This is a genomic window from Verrucosispora sp. WMMA2121 (assembly GCF_027460185.1).
GTDB lineage: Bacteria > Actinomycetota > Actinomycetes > Mycobacteriales > Micromonosporaceae > Micromonospora > Micromonospora palythoicola.
The window spans coordinates 3,035,709-3,051,747 of the sequence record NZ_JAPZBH010000006.1; the positions used below are offsets into that span (position 1 = coordinate 3,035,709).

Sequence of the window (16,039 nt, forward strand, 5' to 3'; positions counted from 1 at the left end):
TGGTCGAGGAGACATCGATGGCTATAAAGCGCCGTGCAACCACCTTTCTAGCGCTGTCCATGACAACCGCACTACTCGTCGCCGGCTGCGGCGGCGGGGGCGAGAGTGAGGCACCTGCCGAGAGCGAGCTGTACAAGAACCCGGTGACGCTTACCTGGTGGCACAACGCCTCCCAGGACGGTCCCGGTAAAGAGTACTGGGCGAAGGTCGCCAAGGACTTCAATGCGCTGCACCCCACGGTCACGATCGAGATCGAGGGCATCGAGACCAACCAGCTCCAGCGCACCCGGCTCCCCGCCGCGCTGCTCAGCAACGACCCGCCGGACATCTTCCAGGCGTGGGGCGGTGGCGAGATCCGCGAGCAGGTCGAGGCCGACTACCTCAAGGACATCACCGACCAGGTCAAGGACGAGGTTGCCAACATCGGCAGCGCGGTCGAGATCTGGCAGGTCGACGGCAAGCAGTACGGCCTGCCGTACCGGATGGGCATCGAGGGCATCTGGTACAACAAGGACCTGTTCCAGCAGGCCGGCATCACCGCTCCGCCGGCCACCTTCGACGAGCTGAACGACGCGGTCACCAAGCTCAAGGCGATCAACGTCATCCCGATCGCGGTCGGTGCCGGTGACAAGTGGCCCGCCGCGCACTGGTGGTACAACTTCGCGCTGCGCGCCTGCTCGGTCGACACCCTGCGCAAGGCCAGCCTCGAGAACAACTTTGACGACCAGTGCTTCGTCAAGGCCGGTCAGGACCTGAAGGCGTTCATCGACACCGAGCCGTTCCAGCCCAACTTCATCGCCACGCCGGGTCAGAACGACCCGACCAGCGCCAACGGCCTGCTGGCCAACGGCAAGGCCGCGATGGAGCTGATGGGTGACTGGAACAAGGGCACCCTGGACACCGTCACCGAGGACCAGGAGGCGCTGAACAAGTTCATCGGCTGGTTCCCGGTTCCGGCCATCACCGGTTCCGCCGGTGACCCGAAGGCGGCCCTGGGCGGCGGCGACGGCTTCGCCTGCGCCAAGAACGCCCCGGCCGAGTGCGTCGAGTTCCTCAAGTACATCGTCAGCCCCGAGGTGCAGAAGGGCTACGCCGAGACCGGCACCGGCCTGCCCGTCGCCAAGGGTGCCGAGGACGGCGTGAAGGACCCGGCGCTGAAGTCCATCCTGGAGGCCACCACCAGCGCCACCTACGTGCAGCTCTGGCTGGACACGGCGTTCGGCAGCACCGTCGGCAACGCGATGAACGACGCGATCGTCGCCATCTTCGCCGGCAACGGCACCCCCGAGCAGGTTGTCGAGGCCATGAAGGCGGCCGCGCGCAAGTGACCTCGACCAACCCGACCCTGGACCTCGCCGGCGGCGCTTCCGCGCCGCCGGCGGGACCCCGGCCTGCCCGACGCTCGTCAGCTCGGGCCGCCGAGACCCGACGCAAGTGGTACGAGATCATCGGGCTCACCACGCCAGCCGTCATCGTCTACGTGATGTTCGTGCTGGTCCCGATGGGCTTCGCCTTCTACTACAGCCTGTTCCGCTGGCGTGGCGTGGGACCACCCACCGACTACGTCGGCTTCGACAACTACGTCCTGGCGTTCCAGGACCCGATCTTCATCGACGCGCTGCGCAACAACGCGATAATCGTGTTCGGGTCACTGCTGATCCAGGGGCCGATCGCCCTGGGTGTGGCCCTGCTGCTCAACCGCAACTTCCGCGGCCGTACGCTGTTCCGCCTGCTGGCCTTCGTGCCCTACGTGCTGGCCGAGGTCACCGTCGGCATCATGTGGAAGCTGCTGCTGTCCGACGCCGGCACGGTCAACGCCATGCTGGAGTCGCTGGGGCTGGGCAGCCTGGTGCAGGCGTGGCTCGCCGACCTCGACGTGGTCATCTGGACGATGCTGGCCGTACTCACCTGGAAGTACGTCGGTTTCGCCATCATCCTCCTGCTCGCCGGCCTGTCGAACGTGCCGCAGGAACTGAACGAGGCCGCCGCCATCGACGGCGCGAGCTGGTGGCAGATCCAGCGTCACGTGACGCTGCCACTGCTGGGACCCACGATCCGGATCTGGATGTTCCTGTCCATGATCGGTTCGTTGCAGGTCTTCGACGTGATCTGGGTGACCTCCGTGCCCGCGGTGCGGTCGCTCGGCGCGTCGGCGACCATGGCGACGTACATGGTGGACAACGGGTTCTTCGCCCGGCTGTGGGGCTACGGCAACGCGGTGGCGGTCATCCTGTTCGCCATCTCGTTCGTCGCGGCGGTGCTGTTCCAGCGCTTCCTCCTGCGTCGTGACATCGAGGGCGCCATCACCAGAAGGGCAAACTGATCGTGGCCGCGAACGCCGTCCTGTCTCCGACCGCCAAGCGTCGCCCGATCTCGTGGGGGAACCCGCTCACGTACGCGCTGGCGCTCGCGGTCGCCGCAGTGTCGATCACTCCGGTGGTCTACGTGATCGTCGGCGGGTTCCGTACCACGCCGCAGATCGTCGCCGATCCGGCCGGCCTGCCCGACCCGTGGGTCTGGGACAACTACTCCCGGGTGCTGACCCAGAGCGACTTCTGGCGGCAGGTGTTCAACAGCGCGGTGGTGTCCCTGGGCACCACCATCGGCGTCGTGGTGCTGGGGGTCTGCGCCGCGTTCGTGCTGGCCCGCTACACCTTCCGTGGCCGGGAGGTGCTCTACACCTTCTTCACCCTGGGTCTGCTGTTCCCGGCCGGAGCGGCGATCCTGCCGCTCTACCTGATGCTGCGCGACCTCAATTTGATCAACTCGTACTACGCGGTGATCCTGCCGCAGGTCGCCTTCGCGTTGCCGCTGACGATCGTGATCCTGCGTCCGTTCCTCACCGCGATTCCCCGCGAGTTGGAGGACGCTGCCGCGATCGACGGCACCGGTCGGCTCGGTTTCCTCTGGCGCATTCTGCTGCCCCTGTCGCGGCCCGCGCTGGTCACCGTCGGTATTCTCGCCTTCGTCACCAGCTGGAACGCGTTCCTGCTGCCGCTGCTCGTGCTCGGTGACGCGAGCCTGCACACCCTGCCGCTGGGCGTGCAGAACTTCTCCAGCCAGTACACCTCCGACACGGCGGGAATCCTCGCCTTCACCTCGCTGGCGATGTTGCCGGCACTTATTTTCTTCACGTTCGCCGAGAAGCAGATCGTCGGTGGCCTCCAGGGCGCGGTCAAGGGCTGAGCGGCAGCGGCACCAACACAAAGGGGTAACACAGCATGACTGAGGTCCGCGAGGTCGTGGGCGGGTCGGCGCCGGTGCCGGCCCAGACAGGATCGGGCCACGGCCGGCCCGACCGGTACGGGTCCGATGGCGAGACGCGCGTACGTGAACTGCTCGGTCGGATGACGATCGAGGAGAAGGTCGCGCAGCTCGTCGGCTTCTGGGAGAAGGCCGAGGGTGAGGCCGTCGCGCCGCTGCAGGGCGAGTTCGGCGACATCGGCCGGCTCGAGGACTTCTCCCGGCACGGGCTCGGTCACCTCACCCGCGCCTACGGCACCCGGCCCGTCGAGGCCGTGTCGCGGGCGTCATGGCTGTGGAAGTTCCAGTCCGACCTGGTGACGGGGACCAGGCTCGGCATCCCCGCGATCGTGCACGAGGAGTGCCTGACCGGACTGTCGGCGTGGAAGGCGGCGACCTTTCCCACCCCGCTGGCGTGGGGTGCCGCCTTCGACCCCGACCTGGTCACCGAGATGGCCGCGGCGATCGGGGCGTCGATGCGGGCGCTCGGCGTCCACCAGGGGCTCTCCCCGGTGCTCGACGTGATCCGCGACCCCCGCTGGGGGCGGGTCGACGAGTGCATCGCCGAGGATCCCTACCTGGTCGGCACGCTGGGCACCTCGTACGTGCGCGGGCTGCAGTCGCAGGGGGTGCACGCCACCCTCAAGCACTTCGTCGGCTACTCCGCCTCCCGCGCCGGGCGTAACTTCGCCCCGGTGCACGCCGGCCCGCGCGAGCTGGCCGACGTGCTGCTCGTACCGTTCGAGATGGCGATCCTCGACGGCGACGCCCGCTCCGTGATGCACTCGTACGCCGAGATCGACGGGGTGCCCGTGGCCGCGGATCCGACGCTGCTCACCGGGGTGCTCCGGGACCGGTGGGGCTTCGACGGCACGGTGGTGGCCGACTACTTCGGAGTGGCGTTCCTGAACCTGCTGCACCAGGTCGCCGGCGACCACGCGGACGCGGCCGTGCAGGCGCTGACCGCCGGTGTCGACATCGAGCTGCCCACCGGCGACGCGTACCTGACCCTCGCGGAGTCGGTGCGGGCCGGCCGGATCGACGAGTCGGTGATCGACCAGGCGGTGCTGCGGGTGCTGCGGCAGAAGCTGGACCTCGGGCTGCTGGACGCCACCTTCACCGACGAGCCGGTCCAGGCGGTCGATCTCGACTCGCCCGAGCACCGGGCGATCGCCCGCCGCCTCGCCGAGAAGTCGATCGTCCTGGTCGCCAACCAGGACGCGTTGCCGCTGCCGGCGGGCCGCCGGATCGCGGTGATCGGGCCGAACGCGGACCGGCAGGGCGCCCTCTTCGGCTGCTACTCCTTCCTCAACCACGTGCTCGTGCAGCACCCCGACGTGGAGGCCGGCATCGAGGTGCCGAGCGTGCTCGACGCGCTGCGCGCCGAGTTCGGCCCGGAACTCGTCACCTCGGCCCGCGGCTGCGCGGTGGACGACGACGACCGCTCCGGCTTCGAGGCGGCGGTCGCCGCGGCGTCCGCCGCCGATGTCGCCGTCCTCGTCGTCGGCGACCACGCGGGCCTGTTCGGGCGCGGCACGGTCGGCGAGGGATGCGACCGGGACGATCTGGAGCTGCCCGGTGTGCAGCGGGAGCTGGTCGAGGCGGTGCTGGCGACGGGCCGGCCCGTCGTCCTGGTGCTGCTGACCGGCCGGCCGTACGCGATCGACTGGGCGCTGAGCCGCTGCGCGGCGGTGGTGCAGACGTTCTTCCCCGGTGAGGAGGGCGCCGGCGCGATCGCCGGTGTGCTTTCCGGACGGGTCAACCCGTCGGGCCGGCTGCCGGTCAGCCTGCCCCGGTCAGCCGGGGCGCAGCCGTACTCGTACCTGCACCCGACGCTGGGTGACGGCAACGAGGTGACGAACCTGCTGGCGACGCCCGCCGCACCGTTCGGCCACGGGCTGTCGTACACGACCTTCGAATACACGGACCTGACGGTGCCGGCCACGGTGCCGACCGACGGGGCGCTGGCGGTGAGTGTGCGGGTCACCAACACCGGCGCGGTGGCCGGCGACGAGGTGGTGCAGCTCTACGGCCGGGACCTGGTGGCGTCGGTGACCCGACCGGTGGCGCAGCTGCTCGGCTACCAGCGGGTCCACCTGGCGCCGGGTGAGTCGGTCACCGTCGCGTTCACGGTGCCCACCACCCGGCTGGCCTTCTCCGACCGGACGCTCACCCGCGTGGTCGAGCCCGGTGCCGTCGACCTCTGGGTCGGCACCAGCGCACGCCGCGACGTGGCGGCCTCGACCACCCTGGTGGGCGACGTCGCACCGGTCACCAACGCCTCCGCCCGTTGGACGACCGCCGAGGTCAGCTGAGTCCGTGCCGGCCGGCCACCGCCGCGATGGTGGTCGACCGCACGATCCAGGGCAGTTCCCGATGATCGGGAACTGCCCTGGCGCATTTGCGCCGCGCGGTGACCGCACGACTCAGGTGGCACGCCTGCGGCGGCGGTTGGTCGGCTTCGCCCCGACCTTCGGTGCGGCCGGACGGCCCGGCTCGTCGCCGTTTCCGTTCGTGACCGCCTTCGGCGTGTCGGCCCGCGCCTCCGGGCTGGAGGCACCGTTGACCGGCGGCGGGTACCGGCGCAGCATCCAGGTCTGCTGCCCGAGCGAGAAGAGGTTCGTGGTCACCCAGTAGATGATCACGCCGATCGGGAAGATCAACCCGGAGACGAGCAGCGAGGCGGGGATGCCGTAGAGCATCAGCCGCTGCACCAGCCGCTGCGGCGGATCCGTGGCCCAGCCGCTGCGCAGGATCAGCTGCCGGCTGGACAGGTAGGTCGTGACGACCATCGTGGCGACCAGCACGGCGGCCACGGTCCGGACCGTGGCGCCGTCGGCCCCGAGCAGGGCCAGATCCCGCCCTGTGGAGCCGAAGGTACCCGCGATCGGGGCGCCGAACAGCGTGGCCGACGAGGCGCTGTCGAACTGGGTGACGGTCCAGCCGTACAAGGTCTTCAGCTGCTCCGGCATCGTCGGCTTGAGATGACGCAACACGTGCAGCAGGCCGAGGAACACCGGAATCTGCACCACCATCGGCAGGAAACCCATCAGCGGGTTCGCCTTCTCCGCCCGGTAGAGCTCGACCAGTTCCCGCTGCAGGGTCTCCCGGTCGTCGCGGTGCCGGGTCCGGAGTTCGGCGATCCTCGGCTGCAACGCCTGCACCGCCCGTTGCGAACGGATCTGTTTGACGAAGACCGGGAACAGGACGACCCGGACGGTGAGCACCAGGAAGACGATGCCCAGCACCCAGGACCAGTCGGTGCCCAGCGCGGACGCGTCGCCGAGCAGCCGCTGCCAGGCGCTGTGCCAGAACAGCAGGATCGCGGAGATGGCATGGTAGATCACGGACATGAGAACACCCCTCGACGTGCGACTACGACTGATGCGAGCAGGAACGGTCACCAGCAGCGGTCGCCGACGAGCGGCAGGAAGTGGGTGAGGTGAGGCTCAGGCGACCGCGAGGGTCGCCGTGGTGGGGGCTCTGGGGCGGGCCCGGCCGGCGGCGTCCGGATCACGGTGGCGGGGTACGCCGGTACGACCGGAGCGTTCCCGCAGCATCCGACGGGTGATCCGCAGGTCGGGATCGGTCACCCCCGCGGGGATCAGGGCCGCGGCGGCCAGCAGGGCGGTCAGCAGTGCGCCGGTCACCGCCGCCGTGCCGGAGAGCATGCTGGTGGCACCGACGTCGGCCAGGACGCCGACGAGGTACCAGAGCAGGCCGAGCCCGATCACCGGGCAACCATATCCGGTCGGCGCCACCGGCGGTGTCCGGGAATCGCCGCCCGCCGCGACGCGGCCGGTCGCGGCCCCCGCCTCAACCGTGCGGGTCCGGTTCGGCGCGCAGCGCGGCGGTGGCCCGCACCGCCTTGACGATCGCCGGGATCGCTCCGATCAGCAGCACCAGCGCCCAGACGATCGCGATGACCGCGAAGACCACGGCGCCCACGGAGTCGAGGATGCTGACCAGGATCACCGGCACCAGGCCGTGCAGGAACCCCAGCACCACCGTGCCGAGCAGACTGGTCAGGATCAGCAGGACCAGGCCCTTGTTCTGCAGGAACTTCGGCTGGGCCAGGATCAGCAACCCGGCCCAGGCGAGCTTGAGCAGTAGCACCAGGCCGAGCAGCGCCGCGGCGTCACCGACCGGGAAGAACCCCCACAGTGCCAGGTACGCGAGCGTGCCGAACGGCGGCGCCAGGAACAACGACACCATGATCATCAACTCGATGAAGGCGAGCACCAGCGCCAGCAGGGCCACGAGGATCAGGATGATCGAGAAGATCAGGGTGGCGACGCCCTGGATCCGGCCGTGCAGCCGCTCCGGCAGCACCAGGCCCAGGCAGAACAGCCCGGTCGTCCAGAGCGCCGCCGCGTCGATGAGCGCCAGGTAGCCCGTACCGCGGCCGGACGGCTCGCTGACCTGGCGTACGTCGCCGACCTCGACACCGAGGTCGGCGGCGCTGCCGGCCAGTTCCGCGCCGGCGTCGCCGCCGCCGAGCAGCAGCCCGGCGCCCACCTCCACGCCCACCGCCAGCACCAGCGCCAGCATCGCCAGCAGCAGGAACGGCCTGCGCAGCCCACCCATCCCAGCCCCCTCGCCTCAGTCCCGCGCGATCGTGACGAGGCACCCGGCCGGGCAACTCACCAGCACCGTGGTGGCCCGGTCGACGGCGACGCGGGCCACCGCGCCGCTGCCGTCGGCGGCGGGTTCCACCTCGTCGGTGACGGTGAAGTCGGCGTCACCCGGGGCTGTCGCCCGCACGCTGAACGCCTGCGGACCGCGCAGGATCAGCGTGCGCAGTCCGTCCGGGTCGGCGACGCGCAGTTCGCAGCGGCCGTCGACGACCAACTGCCCGGTGGCCGCCAGACAGTCCGCGTCCACGCTGGCCGGATCGACGGCGCTGCGTCCGCCCCCGGCCCGGCCCAGCAGGTCGACGAGCGGATGCCGGGCCGTCGGGTCGCCCCGGTCGTCGCTGCCGGCACCCACCGCCACCGCGAACAGCACCACCAGCAGCACGCCGAGCGCCGCGAGCAGTGCCTTCTGCTGCCCGCTCACCGCCGCCCTCCGGGCCCGGTCACCGCTGGTCCTCCGACCCGACCTCGGTGAACCGCAACTGGTCGACGCCGGCGAAGTAGCGGTTCGTGCTCTGCGTCTTGCCGATCACCACCAGGGTGACCTCGTGCGTCCCGGGGCCGAGCCGCACCCGACCCACGTCGACCCAGTCGGTGACCCGCACCTTCGGACTGAAGCCGATGAACGGGTCGCCGACCTGCCGGCCGTCGATCAGGAAGACCGTGTTGGCGTAGTCGAACGAGGTGGTCAGCACGGCGGAGAACTGCCAGGTCGCCTCGGCGGGCAGCTCAACCGTCACGGTCACCCGGTCGTTCACCGCACGGCCGAGGAAGAACAGTTGGGCGTCCTGCGACCAGGTCACCTCGCAACAGTTCTGCTGCACCTGCACGCTGGCCCCGGAACCCGACGGCGACTCGACCCGCGCCCCGGTCGCCAGGGTCTCCGCCTCGACGGTCACCACCCGCGCCTGCGGCGGTGGCTCGTCGCCGCGGGTCACCAGGAACACCACCACCGCCGAGACCACCAGCACCAGCGCCGCCGCCGCGGCGATCCAGGGCCAGGGCGTACGCTTCGGCGGCGCCACCGCGCGTACCTCGTAGGTGACCCGGCCGCTGGAGCGGGAACTCTCCTCCGGCGCGGTGTTCGCCGAGTACGCGAACCCCGTCATGTCGTAGCGCCGGGGCGGGGTGCCCGCCGGCACGGCCAGGCGGACCAGGAACGACACCGAACCCTGGGCCGGTACCACCCGCTGCGGCTCGGTGACGGTGAACCACGGCCGTTGGGTGCCCTCGCCGGGCGCCACGTCGAACACCACGCTGTCCGGCGCGACGCCCGGGTTGGAGACGGTGAAGGTCAGCTCACCGGCGTTGCGGGCGTCCAGGGTGAACTGCTCGGCGGCGGCGACGACGGTCCATTCGGTGCTCATGACGGCTCCTCGGGAGCGGAAACGGCGGATGACGGTGCGACGACGGATGACGGCACGCTGGCCCGTCCGACCGCGCGCTCGGCCGGGGCGTCGCCGACCGTGACCTCGGCGGTGACGGCGGCCGGCTTCTCCGCCGCCACGATCCGGTCGACCAGGGCCAGCTGGTCGGCGGCGGCCGGGGGCACCCGGACGACCAGGTGGAACGGTCGATCGGCCGGCTCGTCCAGGACGAACCCGGTGACTCCGGTGGCCAACTCCAGGGCGGTACGCAGACCGTCCGGCGTACCCCGCCAGGCGGCCAGCGCGGCACCGTGCGTGACCAGATCCCGAAGCCGGTTCAGCGGCAGCGGCAGCGGGACGTCCCGCCGGGGCGCGGTGACCAGGTGGTCCATCGCCACCCACCGGGCCAGGTACGCCACCATCGGCGCCGGTGCCCGGTACGGCGCGAAGAGCGCGTCGATCTCGGCCAGCACCGCCTCGTCCGGGGCGTGCAACGCCTCCATCACGTCCAGCAGCGCCCCCAGCACGCTGCCCGGCCCGGCCGCCCGCTGGTACGCCGCGGGCAGCAGCCGCTCAATGCCCGCTCGTCGCATCCTGCCGCACCACCTCGATGTCGTGCTCGCCGGAGCAGAGCAGCCAGGTGTCCGGAACGGTCACCACGTCGGCCGTGGCCTGGTTGGCGCTGGCCGACCACTCCGTCGCGTCGCCGCTGCGGTGCACGCCGCGTTCCCCGCCGGCCAGCACCAGGCGGTCCGCCGCGCCGGTCGCGGCGACCGTGTCCACCGGCATGAACCGGGTCCGGTCGCGCAGCGGCAGCCCGCAGTTGACCGACACCGACGTCCACTGCGGCTGCGCGGACAGCGTGTCCAGTCGGAGCACCCCGCCGCTCTGGGTCGCGGCCAGCGCGAGCGGGCCGCTGAAGGCGAGGTCCCGGCAGGTGCCGCCGAGCCAGCCCGCCGACAGCGCCTGCCACTTCACGTCGGATTCGAACAGCCGGGCGCGGAAACAGCCCTGGCCGGGTCGCTTCGGATCCGGTTCGCCGGTACCGCTCCACAGCAGGGTGGCCGGTCCGTCGTACTGCACGGCGAGCACTCGGTTGTCGACGTTGGCCAGACCCACGTGGCTGAAGCTGCCGGGGCGGCCGGCGTTGCCGGACAGGTACACCCCGAAGCCGGCCTGGGCGGCCACCGCCACCCCGGCGGCGCCGCGCTCGGAGACGAACGCCCGCACCGCGTAGAAGCCCCGGTCGGCGTCGGCGGGGTCGACCAGGATCTGCAACGGCACCGAACCGGGCAGCAGGGACACCTCGTACAGGCCGGTGTCGGTGGCGAGCAGCAGCGCGCCCGCGCCGTCCCGGTCGATCCAGGCCAGGTCGCCGACCCGTGAGTCCAGGTCGGCCAGCAGCGACCAGGTCTCACCCAGGTCGGTACTCAGGTGCACCCGGGAGCCGCCGTCGCTGCGTACGGTCGCCACCGCCACCGAACCGGCCCGGGGCACGATGCCCGGTCGCACCGGCGCGGGCGCCGGCACCACCCGCTGCACGGTCTCCCCGTCGTCGAAGCGTCCCGCCGGCTCCCAACCGGCCCCCGCGTTCGTCGAGCGGAACAGCACCGCCCCGCTGCCGGCGTACCAGGTGCGCGGCTGGTACTGGTCGGCCGCGAGGGTACGCACGTGACTGTCCGGTGTCTCGTCGACCTCGAACCGCACCGACTCGACGTAGCGCACCCCCGGCTCGGCGTGTTCCAGCAGCCGGTACACGTTGGACGCCCGCAGTGGCTCGCCGAACGCCCACCCGGTCGGGTTGAGCGTGCTCGGCAGCGGGCTGAGCGTCTGGTGCAGGCGGTCGTGGATGCGACGGCGTACCGCCTCGACGTCCTCCTCCCGGCGCACCACCACCCGGGCCCGGATCGACACCGCCTTGTACCGCGCCCAGCTGGCCCGGCAGGCGGTCCCCAGCGAACGGCGGCGCTCCAGGTCCGCCTCGACCCGCAACCGGACCTCCTCTACCTCGTGTTCCCGCAACACCGACACCGGCAGTCGGCCGCCGGGCCGCGCGCCGTCCGGCACGTGCGGCACCAGCACCACCTCCACCTCGCCGGGGCGGGCGAAGCTGTAGACGGCGGCCCGGGTGAAGGCACGGGCCCGGGTCACGCCGCCGGCGGCGGTGGCCAGCACCTCGAAGTCCCGGGCGGTCACCGCGCGCTGCTGGGCGAAGAAGGCGTACGGCCCGCGCAGCAGCACCGACTCCATGGCCTCCAGCTCCCGCCCACCGGCCGCCGGCAGCGGGTTGACCACCTTCACCCCCGGCAGCGGGTCACGCAGGCTGGTCAGGGTGCCGGCGGCCACGTTGCCGGCCGGTCCACCGCCCGCGCGGTACCACAGCCGGACCTGCCGGCCCGCCGGTGGCACCGCCGCGACCGCGCCATCACCCGAGGACAGCGTTCCGTCGCCGGTGACCCGCAGGTCCAGCGCCGGTGCGAAGGTCACCGTGCCGGAGCACCGGTCCACCAGGTACGCCTTGTCCTGCGGGCCGAGGCCGGCGAAGCTGTCCACCGCACGCCAGATCTCGAAGGTGCGCCCGTCGTGTTCCCGAGCCGCGGCACCCAGCTCCACCGAACCGGTCGGCACCTCGACCCCGAGCAGCAGGTCCAGCGGTTCGGCGGTCCGCGCCAGCGGCGCCCGCCCGGCGCGCAGCACCTGCCCCGGCTGTCCGGTGCCGACGCCGAGCAGTTCCGCCTCCACCGGCTCGCAGTGGTGCATCCGGACGGTCACCTCGCGTTGCCCGGCGGCGAGCAGCGCCGGCTCGCAGGTGACGAAGACCACCGGCCGTGGGTCGGCCCCCCGGGCGGCGGCCACCCGGGTGCCGGCGGGGATCCGCAGCGGGGCCTCGTCCGCGCCGGTGCGGGTGAACCGGACGTCCGCCCAGGCCGCCGCCGGTGGGTGTCGGGTCACCCCGAGCAGGTTGAGGAAGGCGACGTACGCCTTCTCCGGCAACTGGTTCAGCCGGTAGATCATCACTTCGGTGAGGTGCGCGAACGCCTCCAGCAGCGCGATACCGGGGTCGTGCGCGGACAGGTCGGTCCACCCGGGGCAGGACTGCCGGATCCGGTCCCGGGCCTCGGTCACCAGGTCGAGGAAGCTCCGGTCGTCCAGGTGCGGCACGGGCAACGTCATCGTGCCTCCTCGATGTCCGGGCCGGTGGTCGGCCCGACGGGCGGATCGTCGTCGGCGGGCAGCAGGTCGACCGAGAAGACCAACTGACCGGGGGTGAGGCTGGCCCGGATCCGGTAGTCCAGCCGGATCACCAGCCGCCACGGGTCGTCGGGATCCGGTCCGGCGTCGACGTCGAGCACGTCGATGCGGGGTTCCCAGCGCGCGATGGCCGCGCGGACGTAGTGGATGGCCAGCCCGGCGGTGGTGTCGTCGTTGGGCGCGAAGACCAGCCGGTGCAGGCGGGAGCCGTACCCGGGTCGCATCAGCCGCTCGCCCGGCGTGGTCGACAGCAGCAGGAACAGCGCCTGGCGTACCGTCTCGTCGCCGTCGGTCATCGCCAGGCCGCCGGCCGCGGTCAACCCGAGCCCACCGCCCTGACCCGGGTCGAAGCCGGCACCGACGAACCGGATCGCCCTCACTTGTCGGCCCCCACGAAACGCTGCCGGGGATCGCGCACCCGGTAGGTGAACTGGCCGGGCGGGCTGCCGTTGGTGAACCCGGACAGGTGCGACAGCACGACCCGCCGGCCGCCGACGCGCACCCAGTCGCTGTAGCCGGCCCGCACCGCCTCGGTGCCGGTGCACGGCTTGACGGTGGCGCCGTAGTTCGGACAGGCGACGATCTCCCGCCCCTTCGGGTCGTCGGCCACCAGCACCGGCACGCCGGCCACCGTGACCCAACCCTGGGACGCCCGGTTGCGGACCCGGCCGTCGTGGCTGCACCTGATCACCGAGTCGCGGTGGATCCAACGCATCAGCTGCCTCCTTCGTGGTGGGCGCGGGCGAGCGCCCGGGCCTGCTCGGCGGCGGTCCGCGGGTCCTCGACGGCCTCGGCGTGCAGGAAGTCGACGCTGCGGGCCCGGACGACCATCGCCCGACCCGGCGCGGACAGCACGAGATCCGTCGTGGCGTGCAGGGTGGCCAACTGCGGGGTCAGTTCCAGCCAACTGCCGGCGTCGGTGCTCAGCCGCAGGCTGCGTGCCACGTCGTCGACCACCACCTGCTGACCACCGGCGGTACGCAGCGACCAGCGCCGGGCCCGCCCGTCGTCGACCCCGGTGTCGTACGGCTCGACGGTGCCGAACAGCGAGCCGAGCACCACGCCGGCGGTCGGCTCACCACCGGGCAGCGCCACCAGCACGCTGTCCTGCGGGTCGGGCAGCGCGACGAGTCCCTTGCCCCGCCCCGCGCCCGGACACAGCACCGCCAGCCAGCCGGCGTCCGCCCCGCCGTACGCGGGCAACTCGACCCGTACCCGGCCCAGACCGTCGGGGTCGGTCACGTCGGTGACGGTGCCGAGGGTGACCACCGCCGGTGCCGGCGGCCCGGAACGCGGCGCCGGCGGCGGCACGGTCGAGAAGCGGCTCAGGTGACCGTTCGCGTCGACGGTGTGCACCACCTCCGTCAGCACGTACGTGCCGGCCACCGGCTCGGCCACCCCGCTCAGCCGGATCCGCCGGCCGGGCCGCAGCGCGGGCGTGCCCTCGGCCGTGCCGTCGGCGGTGACCAGGGCGGCGGCCCGGGTGTCGAGCCGCGCCTGGGCCAGCGCGGCGATCTCGTCGTCGCTGCGCCCCGGCTGGTCCAGGGCGGTACGCGGGCTGTCCGCGCCGACCTCGGCCGGGTCGGGATCCGCCGGGGTGCGACGCCCGCAGCGGGGGGTTTCCACCCGCTGGACGATGGGTTCGGCGCGCTGCGGGTGCCAGCCCAGCACCGCGCTCTCCCCGGCGGCGCTGTCGGCGTTCACCGACAACCGCAGACCGTGCACGTCGCGGCCCAGTCGCAGGGCGATCGGCTCGCCGTAACCGTCCAGGGTGACCAGTCGCAGCACGTCACCGTCGAGGCTCAGGTGCAGCCCGGCCCGTCCGGCCACGTCGACGAGCAGGTCCAGGTCGTTGGGGCGGTGGTGGGGCAGCCGGTCGAGGTGCGGGCCGTCGACCTCCGCCTCGACGCGCAACCCCAGGTCGGCGCAGAGTTCCGTGGCCAGTTCGGCGGCGGTGACCGACTCGAAGACCCGGATCCGTTGCCGCTTGCGCAGCCGGTGCAGCAGGTCGTACCCGCGTACCCGCAGGACGGCCGTACCGTCGGCGGCGTACTCGACCTCGACGGCGGTGACCTCCCCGGTGAACAGCGCCTCCGGGTGCCCGTCGAGCCGGACGTCCAGGCTCGCGCCGATCCGTACCGGGCCGGTCAGCGCGGCGGTGCCGGGCGCGGTGCGCAGCGTCGCCTCGCACTGGGTGGGCAGGTTCAGCCGCGCGGCCACCCGCACCGAGGTGACCTGGCCGGTCACCGCGTCGGGCAGCGGTCTGCCGCCGAGCAGCACGGTCAGCGCCCGGGGCGCGGCGGCGCTCACGATCCGCTCCCCGAGGACTCCGCGCTGCTCGTTTCCGGCGGTGCGGTGCCGGGCAGCGGCGGTACGGCGAGCGCGGTGCCGGCGGGCACGGCCAGCGGGTCGGTGATCCGGTTGTGCTCGGCCAGCAGCCGCCACCGCAGGGGAGAACCCAGCGCGTCGTGGGCGAGCAGGTCGAAGCGTACGCCCGAGGTGTCGGCGGCGGTGCCGTCGCCGGCGGCCACCACGGCCGTGCCCGGGGCGACGGTGGGGGTCTGCGCGGCGGACAGTTCCTCGGCGAAACCCTCCTCGGCGCGGCGGGCGTCCTCGGCCACCCGGACCAGCTTGAGCCGTAGCCAGGACCGGCGCGGGGAGCCGGTGGCGGTGAACGCGTCGAAGCGTTCCGCCACCGCGACGATCACACCGGGCACGTTCCAGGTCTTGCCCCAGACCATCCGCACCAGTGGGGGCCGCAGCCAACCGTGTTCCACCGCCGAGTTCTCGGCCAGCATCCAGAGTGGTCGGGTGAGCGCCCGTACGTCGGTGGGGCGGACCTGCCCCTCGGCGAAGTCGATGTCGAAGAGCAGGTCCAGCACGAGTTCGGTGCGGCCGCCGCCGGTGAAGAGCAGTGGGTCGTCGGCCAGCCCGACGCCGGTGAGCTGACCGTCGGCGCCACCCCGCTGACGCACCCCGGCGAGGCGGGTCACCTGCACCGTCTCGGGGTTGAGCAGGCAGTCGATCCGCTCGCCGCTGTCGATGAGGAAGGCCACCCGTTGCATCAGCCACCCGCCTGTTCCCCGTCGAGCCGCCTGATCCGGTGCCCGTCGCCGTCGGCCGGTCCGGACACCGACCACAGGGCCCGGTCGTCGGGCAGGGCCGGCCACGGGTCAGCCGCGGTGCGCGACGATTCCAGGTCGGGCCAGCGCACGTCCGGGCCCACCGACCAGCGTCCGTCGCCGGTGGGTAGCCCACTGCCGGGCCAGCGCCCGTCGCCGGTGACGAGTCCGCTGGGAAACCGCCGTCCGTCGCCGGGCCGGATCGTTCGTCCCGCCCCGCCGTCGCCGCCCGGCAGGTCGGGGTCGGCCGTCTGCTGCCGTCCGGTGACCAACCGGAGCGTCGCGCGGTGCCCTGGGACGGCGTCGGCCGAGGTCGGCTCCGGATTGTTCGGCGGCCTGGCTGCCCACGGGTCCGGCCCGGCAGACCGCGGGCTGACCATGTCGGTGCGCCGGCCCGCCGGGTCGGCCGGCGGGCCCGCTG

At 72.4% G+C, this 16,039-nt stretch carries 16 protein-coding genes; 4 read left to right on the forward strand and 12 right to left on the reverse strand.

Annotation, left to right across the window (positions count from 1 at the left end):
* Window positions 1-59: 59 nt before the first annotated feature.
* From O7605_RS22535 to O7605_RS22550, 4 genes are read left to right on the forward strand one after another with little or no spacing between them, the layout of a single operon-like run.
* On the forward strand, window positions 60-1,328 hold the full coding sequence (locus O7605_RS22535) for an ABC transporter substrate-binding protein (RefSeq protein WP_269741002.1): 1,269 nt from the start codon (window positions 60-62) through the stop codon (window positions 1,326-1,328).
* On the forward strand, window positions 1,325-2,323 hold the full coding sequence (locus tag O7605_RS22540; RefSeq protein WP_269741003.1) for a carbohydrate ABC transporter permease: 999 nt from the start codon (window positions 1,325-1,327) through the stop codon (window positions 2,321-2,323). Before O7605_RS22535 ends, O7605_RS22540 begins: the two co-directional genes overlap by 4 nt.
* Window positions 2,320-3,186, forward strand: a complete 867-nt coding sequence (locus tag O7605_RS22545) for a carbohydrate ABC transporter permease (RefSeq protein ID WP_093402815.1) — start codon at window positions 2,320-2,322, stop codon at window positions 3,184-3,186. Before O7605_RS22540 ends, O7605_RS22545 begins: the two co-directional genes overlap by 4 nt.
* A gap of 35 nt (window positions 3,187-3,221) precedes the next feature.
* On the forward strand, window positions 3,222-5,558 hold the full coding sequence (locus tag O7605_RS22550) for a glycoside hydrolase family 3 N-terminal domain-containing protein (RefSeq protein WP_269741004.1): 2,337 nt from the start codon (window positions 3,222-3,224) through the stop codon (window positions 5,556-5,558).
* Window positions 5,559-5,669: 111 nt separating this feature from the next.
* Here O7605_RS22550 and yidC read toward each other — a convergent pair whose 3' ends face one another.
* The 12 genes from yidC to O7605_RS22610 form a co-directional block, all read right to left on the reverse strand.
* Window positions 5,670-6,596 (reverse strand): membrane protein insertase YidC, encoded by a 927-nt coding sequence (gene yidC / locus O7605_RS22555; protein ID WP_269741005.1) that lies wholly within the window; start codon window positions 6,594-6,596, stop codon window positions 5,670-5,672.
* Between the two features lie 96 nt (window positions 6,597-6,692).
* Complete coding sequence (locus tag O7605_RS22560; protein WP_269741006.1) at window positions 6,693-6,977, reverse strand: DUF6412 domain-containing protein; 285 nt, start codon at window positions 6,975-6,977, stop codon at window positions 6,693-6,695.
* A gap of 82 nt (window positions 6,978-7,059) precedes the next feature.
* The gene (locus O7605_RS22565; protein WP_269741007.1) at window positions 7,060-7,830 is read right to left on the reverse strand and encodes a hypothetical protein; all 771 of its coding nucleotides are present in this window, start codon (window positions 7,828-7,830) and stop codon (window positions 7,060-7,062) included.
* A gap of 15 nt (window positions 7,831-7,845) precedes the next feature.
* A complete protein-coding gene (locus tag O7605_RS22570) occupies window positions 7,846-8,301 on the reverse strand; it encodes a hypothetical protein (protein WP_269741008.1) in 456 nt (151 codons plus the stop codon).
* 19 nt (window positions 8,302-8,320) lie between these two features.
* Window positions 8,321-9,244 (reverse strand): hypothetical protein, encoded by a 924-nt coding sequence (locus O7605_RS22575; protein ID WP_269741009.1) that lies wholly within the window; start codon window positions 9,242-9,244, stop codon window positions 8,321-8,323.
* Entirely contained in the window at window positions 9,241-9,837 is a 597-nt protein-coding gene (locus tag O7605_RS22580) for a phage tail protein (protein WP_269741010.1), read from the reverse strand. Before O7605_RS22580 ends, O7605_RS22575 begins: the two co-directional genes overlap by 4 nt.
* Window positions 9,818-12,418 (reverse strand): putative baseplate assembly protein, encoded by a 2,601-nt coding sequence (locus tag O7605_RS22585; protein WP_269741011.1) that lies wholly within the window; start codon window positions 12,416-12,418, stop codon window positions 9,818-9,820. Before O7605_RS22585 ends, O7605_RS22580 begins: the two co-directional genes overlap by 20 nt.
* Window positions 12,415-12,876: a GPW/gp25 family protein gene (locus tag O7605_RS22590; RefSeq protein WP_269741012.1), complete on the reverse strand. Its 462-nt coding sequence runs from the start codon at window positions 12,874-12,876 to the stop codon at window positions 12,415-12,417. The genes O7605_RS22585 and O7605_RS22590 overlap by 4 nt, the downstream gene beginning before the upstream one ends.
* Window positions 12,873-13,211 carry a hypothetical protein gene (locus O7605_RS22595; RefSeq protein ID WP_269741013.1) on the reverse strand — a complete coding sequence of 113 codons (339 nt, stop codon included), beginning with the start codon at window positions 13,209-13,211 and terminating at the stop codon, window positions 12,873-12,875. Before O7605_RS22595 ends, O7605_RS22590 begins: the two co-directional genes overlap by 4 nt.
* Window positions 13,211-14,806, reverse strand: coding sequence for a phage baseplate assembly protein V (locus tag O7605_RS22600; RefSeq protein ID WP_269741014.1), 1,596 nt, complete (start codon window positions 14,804-14,806; stop codon window positions 13,211-13,213). Before O7605_RS22600 ends, O7605_RS22595 begins: the two co-directional genes overlap by 1 nt.
* Complete coding sequence (locus O7605_RS22605) at window positions 14,803-15,561, reverse strand: CIS tube protein (protein ID WP_269741015.1); 759 nt, start codon at window positions 15,559-15,561, stop codon at window positions 14,803-14,805. The genes O7605_RS22600 and O7605_RS22605 overlap by 4 nt, the downstream gene beginning before the upstream one ends.
* Complete coding sequence (locus O7605_RS22610) at window positions 15,561-15,890, reverse strand: hypothetical protein (RefSeq protein WP_269741016.1); 330 nt, start codon at window positions 15,888-15,890, stop codon at window positions 15,561-15,563. Before O7605_RS22610 ends, O7605_RS22605 begins: the two co-directional genes overlap by 1 nt.
* Window positions 15,891-16,039: the final 149 nt, after the last annotated feature.

Coding starts and splice junctions, on each gene's coding strand:
- O7605_RS22535 (WP_269741002.1), top strand. CDS start 60: ATGACAACCGCACTACTCGTCGCCGGCTGCGGCGGCGGGGGCGAGAGT.
- O7605_RS22550 (WP_269741004.1), top strand. CDS start 3,222: ATGACTGAGGTCCGCGAGGTCGTGGGCGGGTCGGCGCCGGTGCCGGCC.
- yidC (WP_269741005.1), bottom strand. CDS start 6,596: ATGTCCGTGATCTACCATGCCATCTCCGCGATCCTGCTGTTCTGGCAC.
- O7605_RS22565 (WP_269741007.1), bottom strand. CDS start 7,830: ATGGGTGGGCTGCGCAGGCCGTTCCTGCTGCTGGCGATGCTGGCGCTG.
- O7605_RS22575 (WP_269741009.1), bottom strand. CDS start 9,244: ATGAGCACCGAATGGACCGTCGTCGCCGCCGCCGAGCAGTTCACCCTG.
- O7605_RS22580 (WP_269741010.1), bottom strand. CDS start 9,837: ATGCGACGAGCGGGCATTGAGCGGCTGCTGCCCGCGGCGTACCAGCGG.
- O7605_RS22585 (WP_269741011.1), bottom strand. CDS start 12,418: ATGACGTTGCCCGTGCCGCACCTGGACGACCGGAGCTTCCTCGACCTG.
- O7605_RS22595 (WP_269741013.1), bottom strand. CDS start 13,211: ATGCGTTGGATCCACCGCGACTCGGTGATCAGGTGCAGCCACGACGGC.
- O7605_RS22605 (WP_269741015.1), bottom strand. CDS start 15,561: ATGCAACGGGTGGCCTTCCTCATCGACAGCGGCGAGCGGATCGACTGC.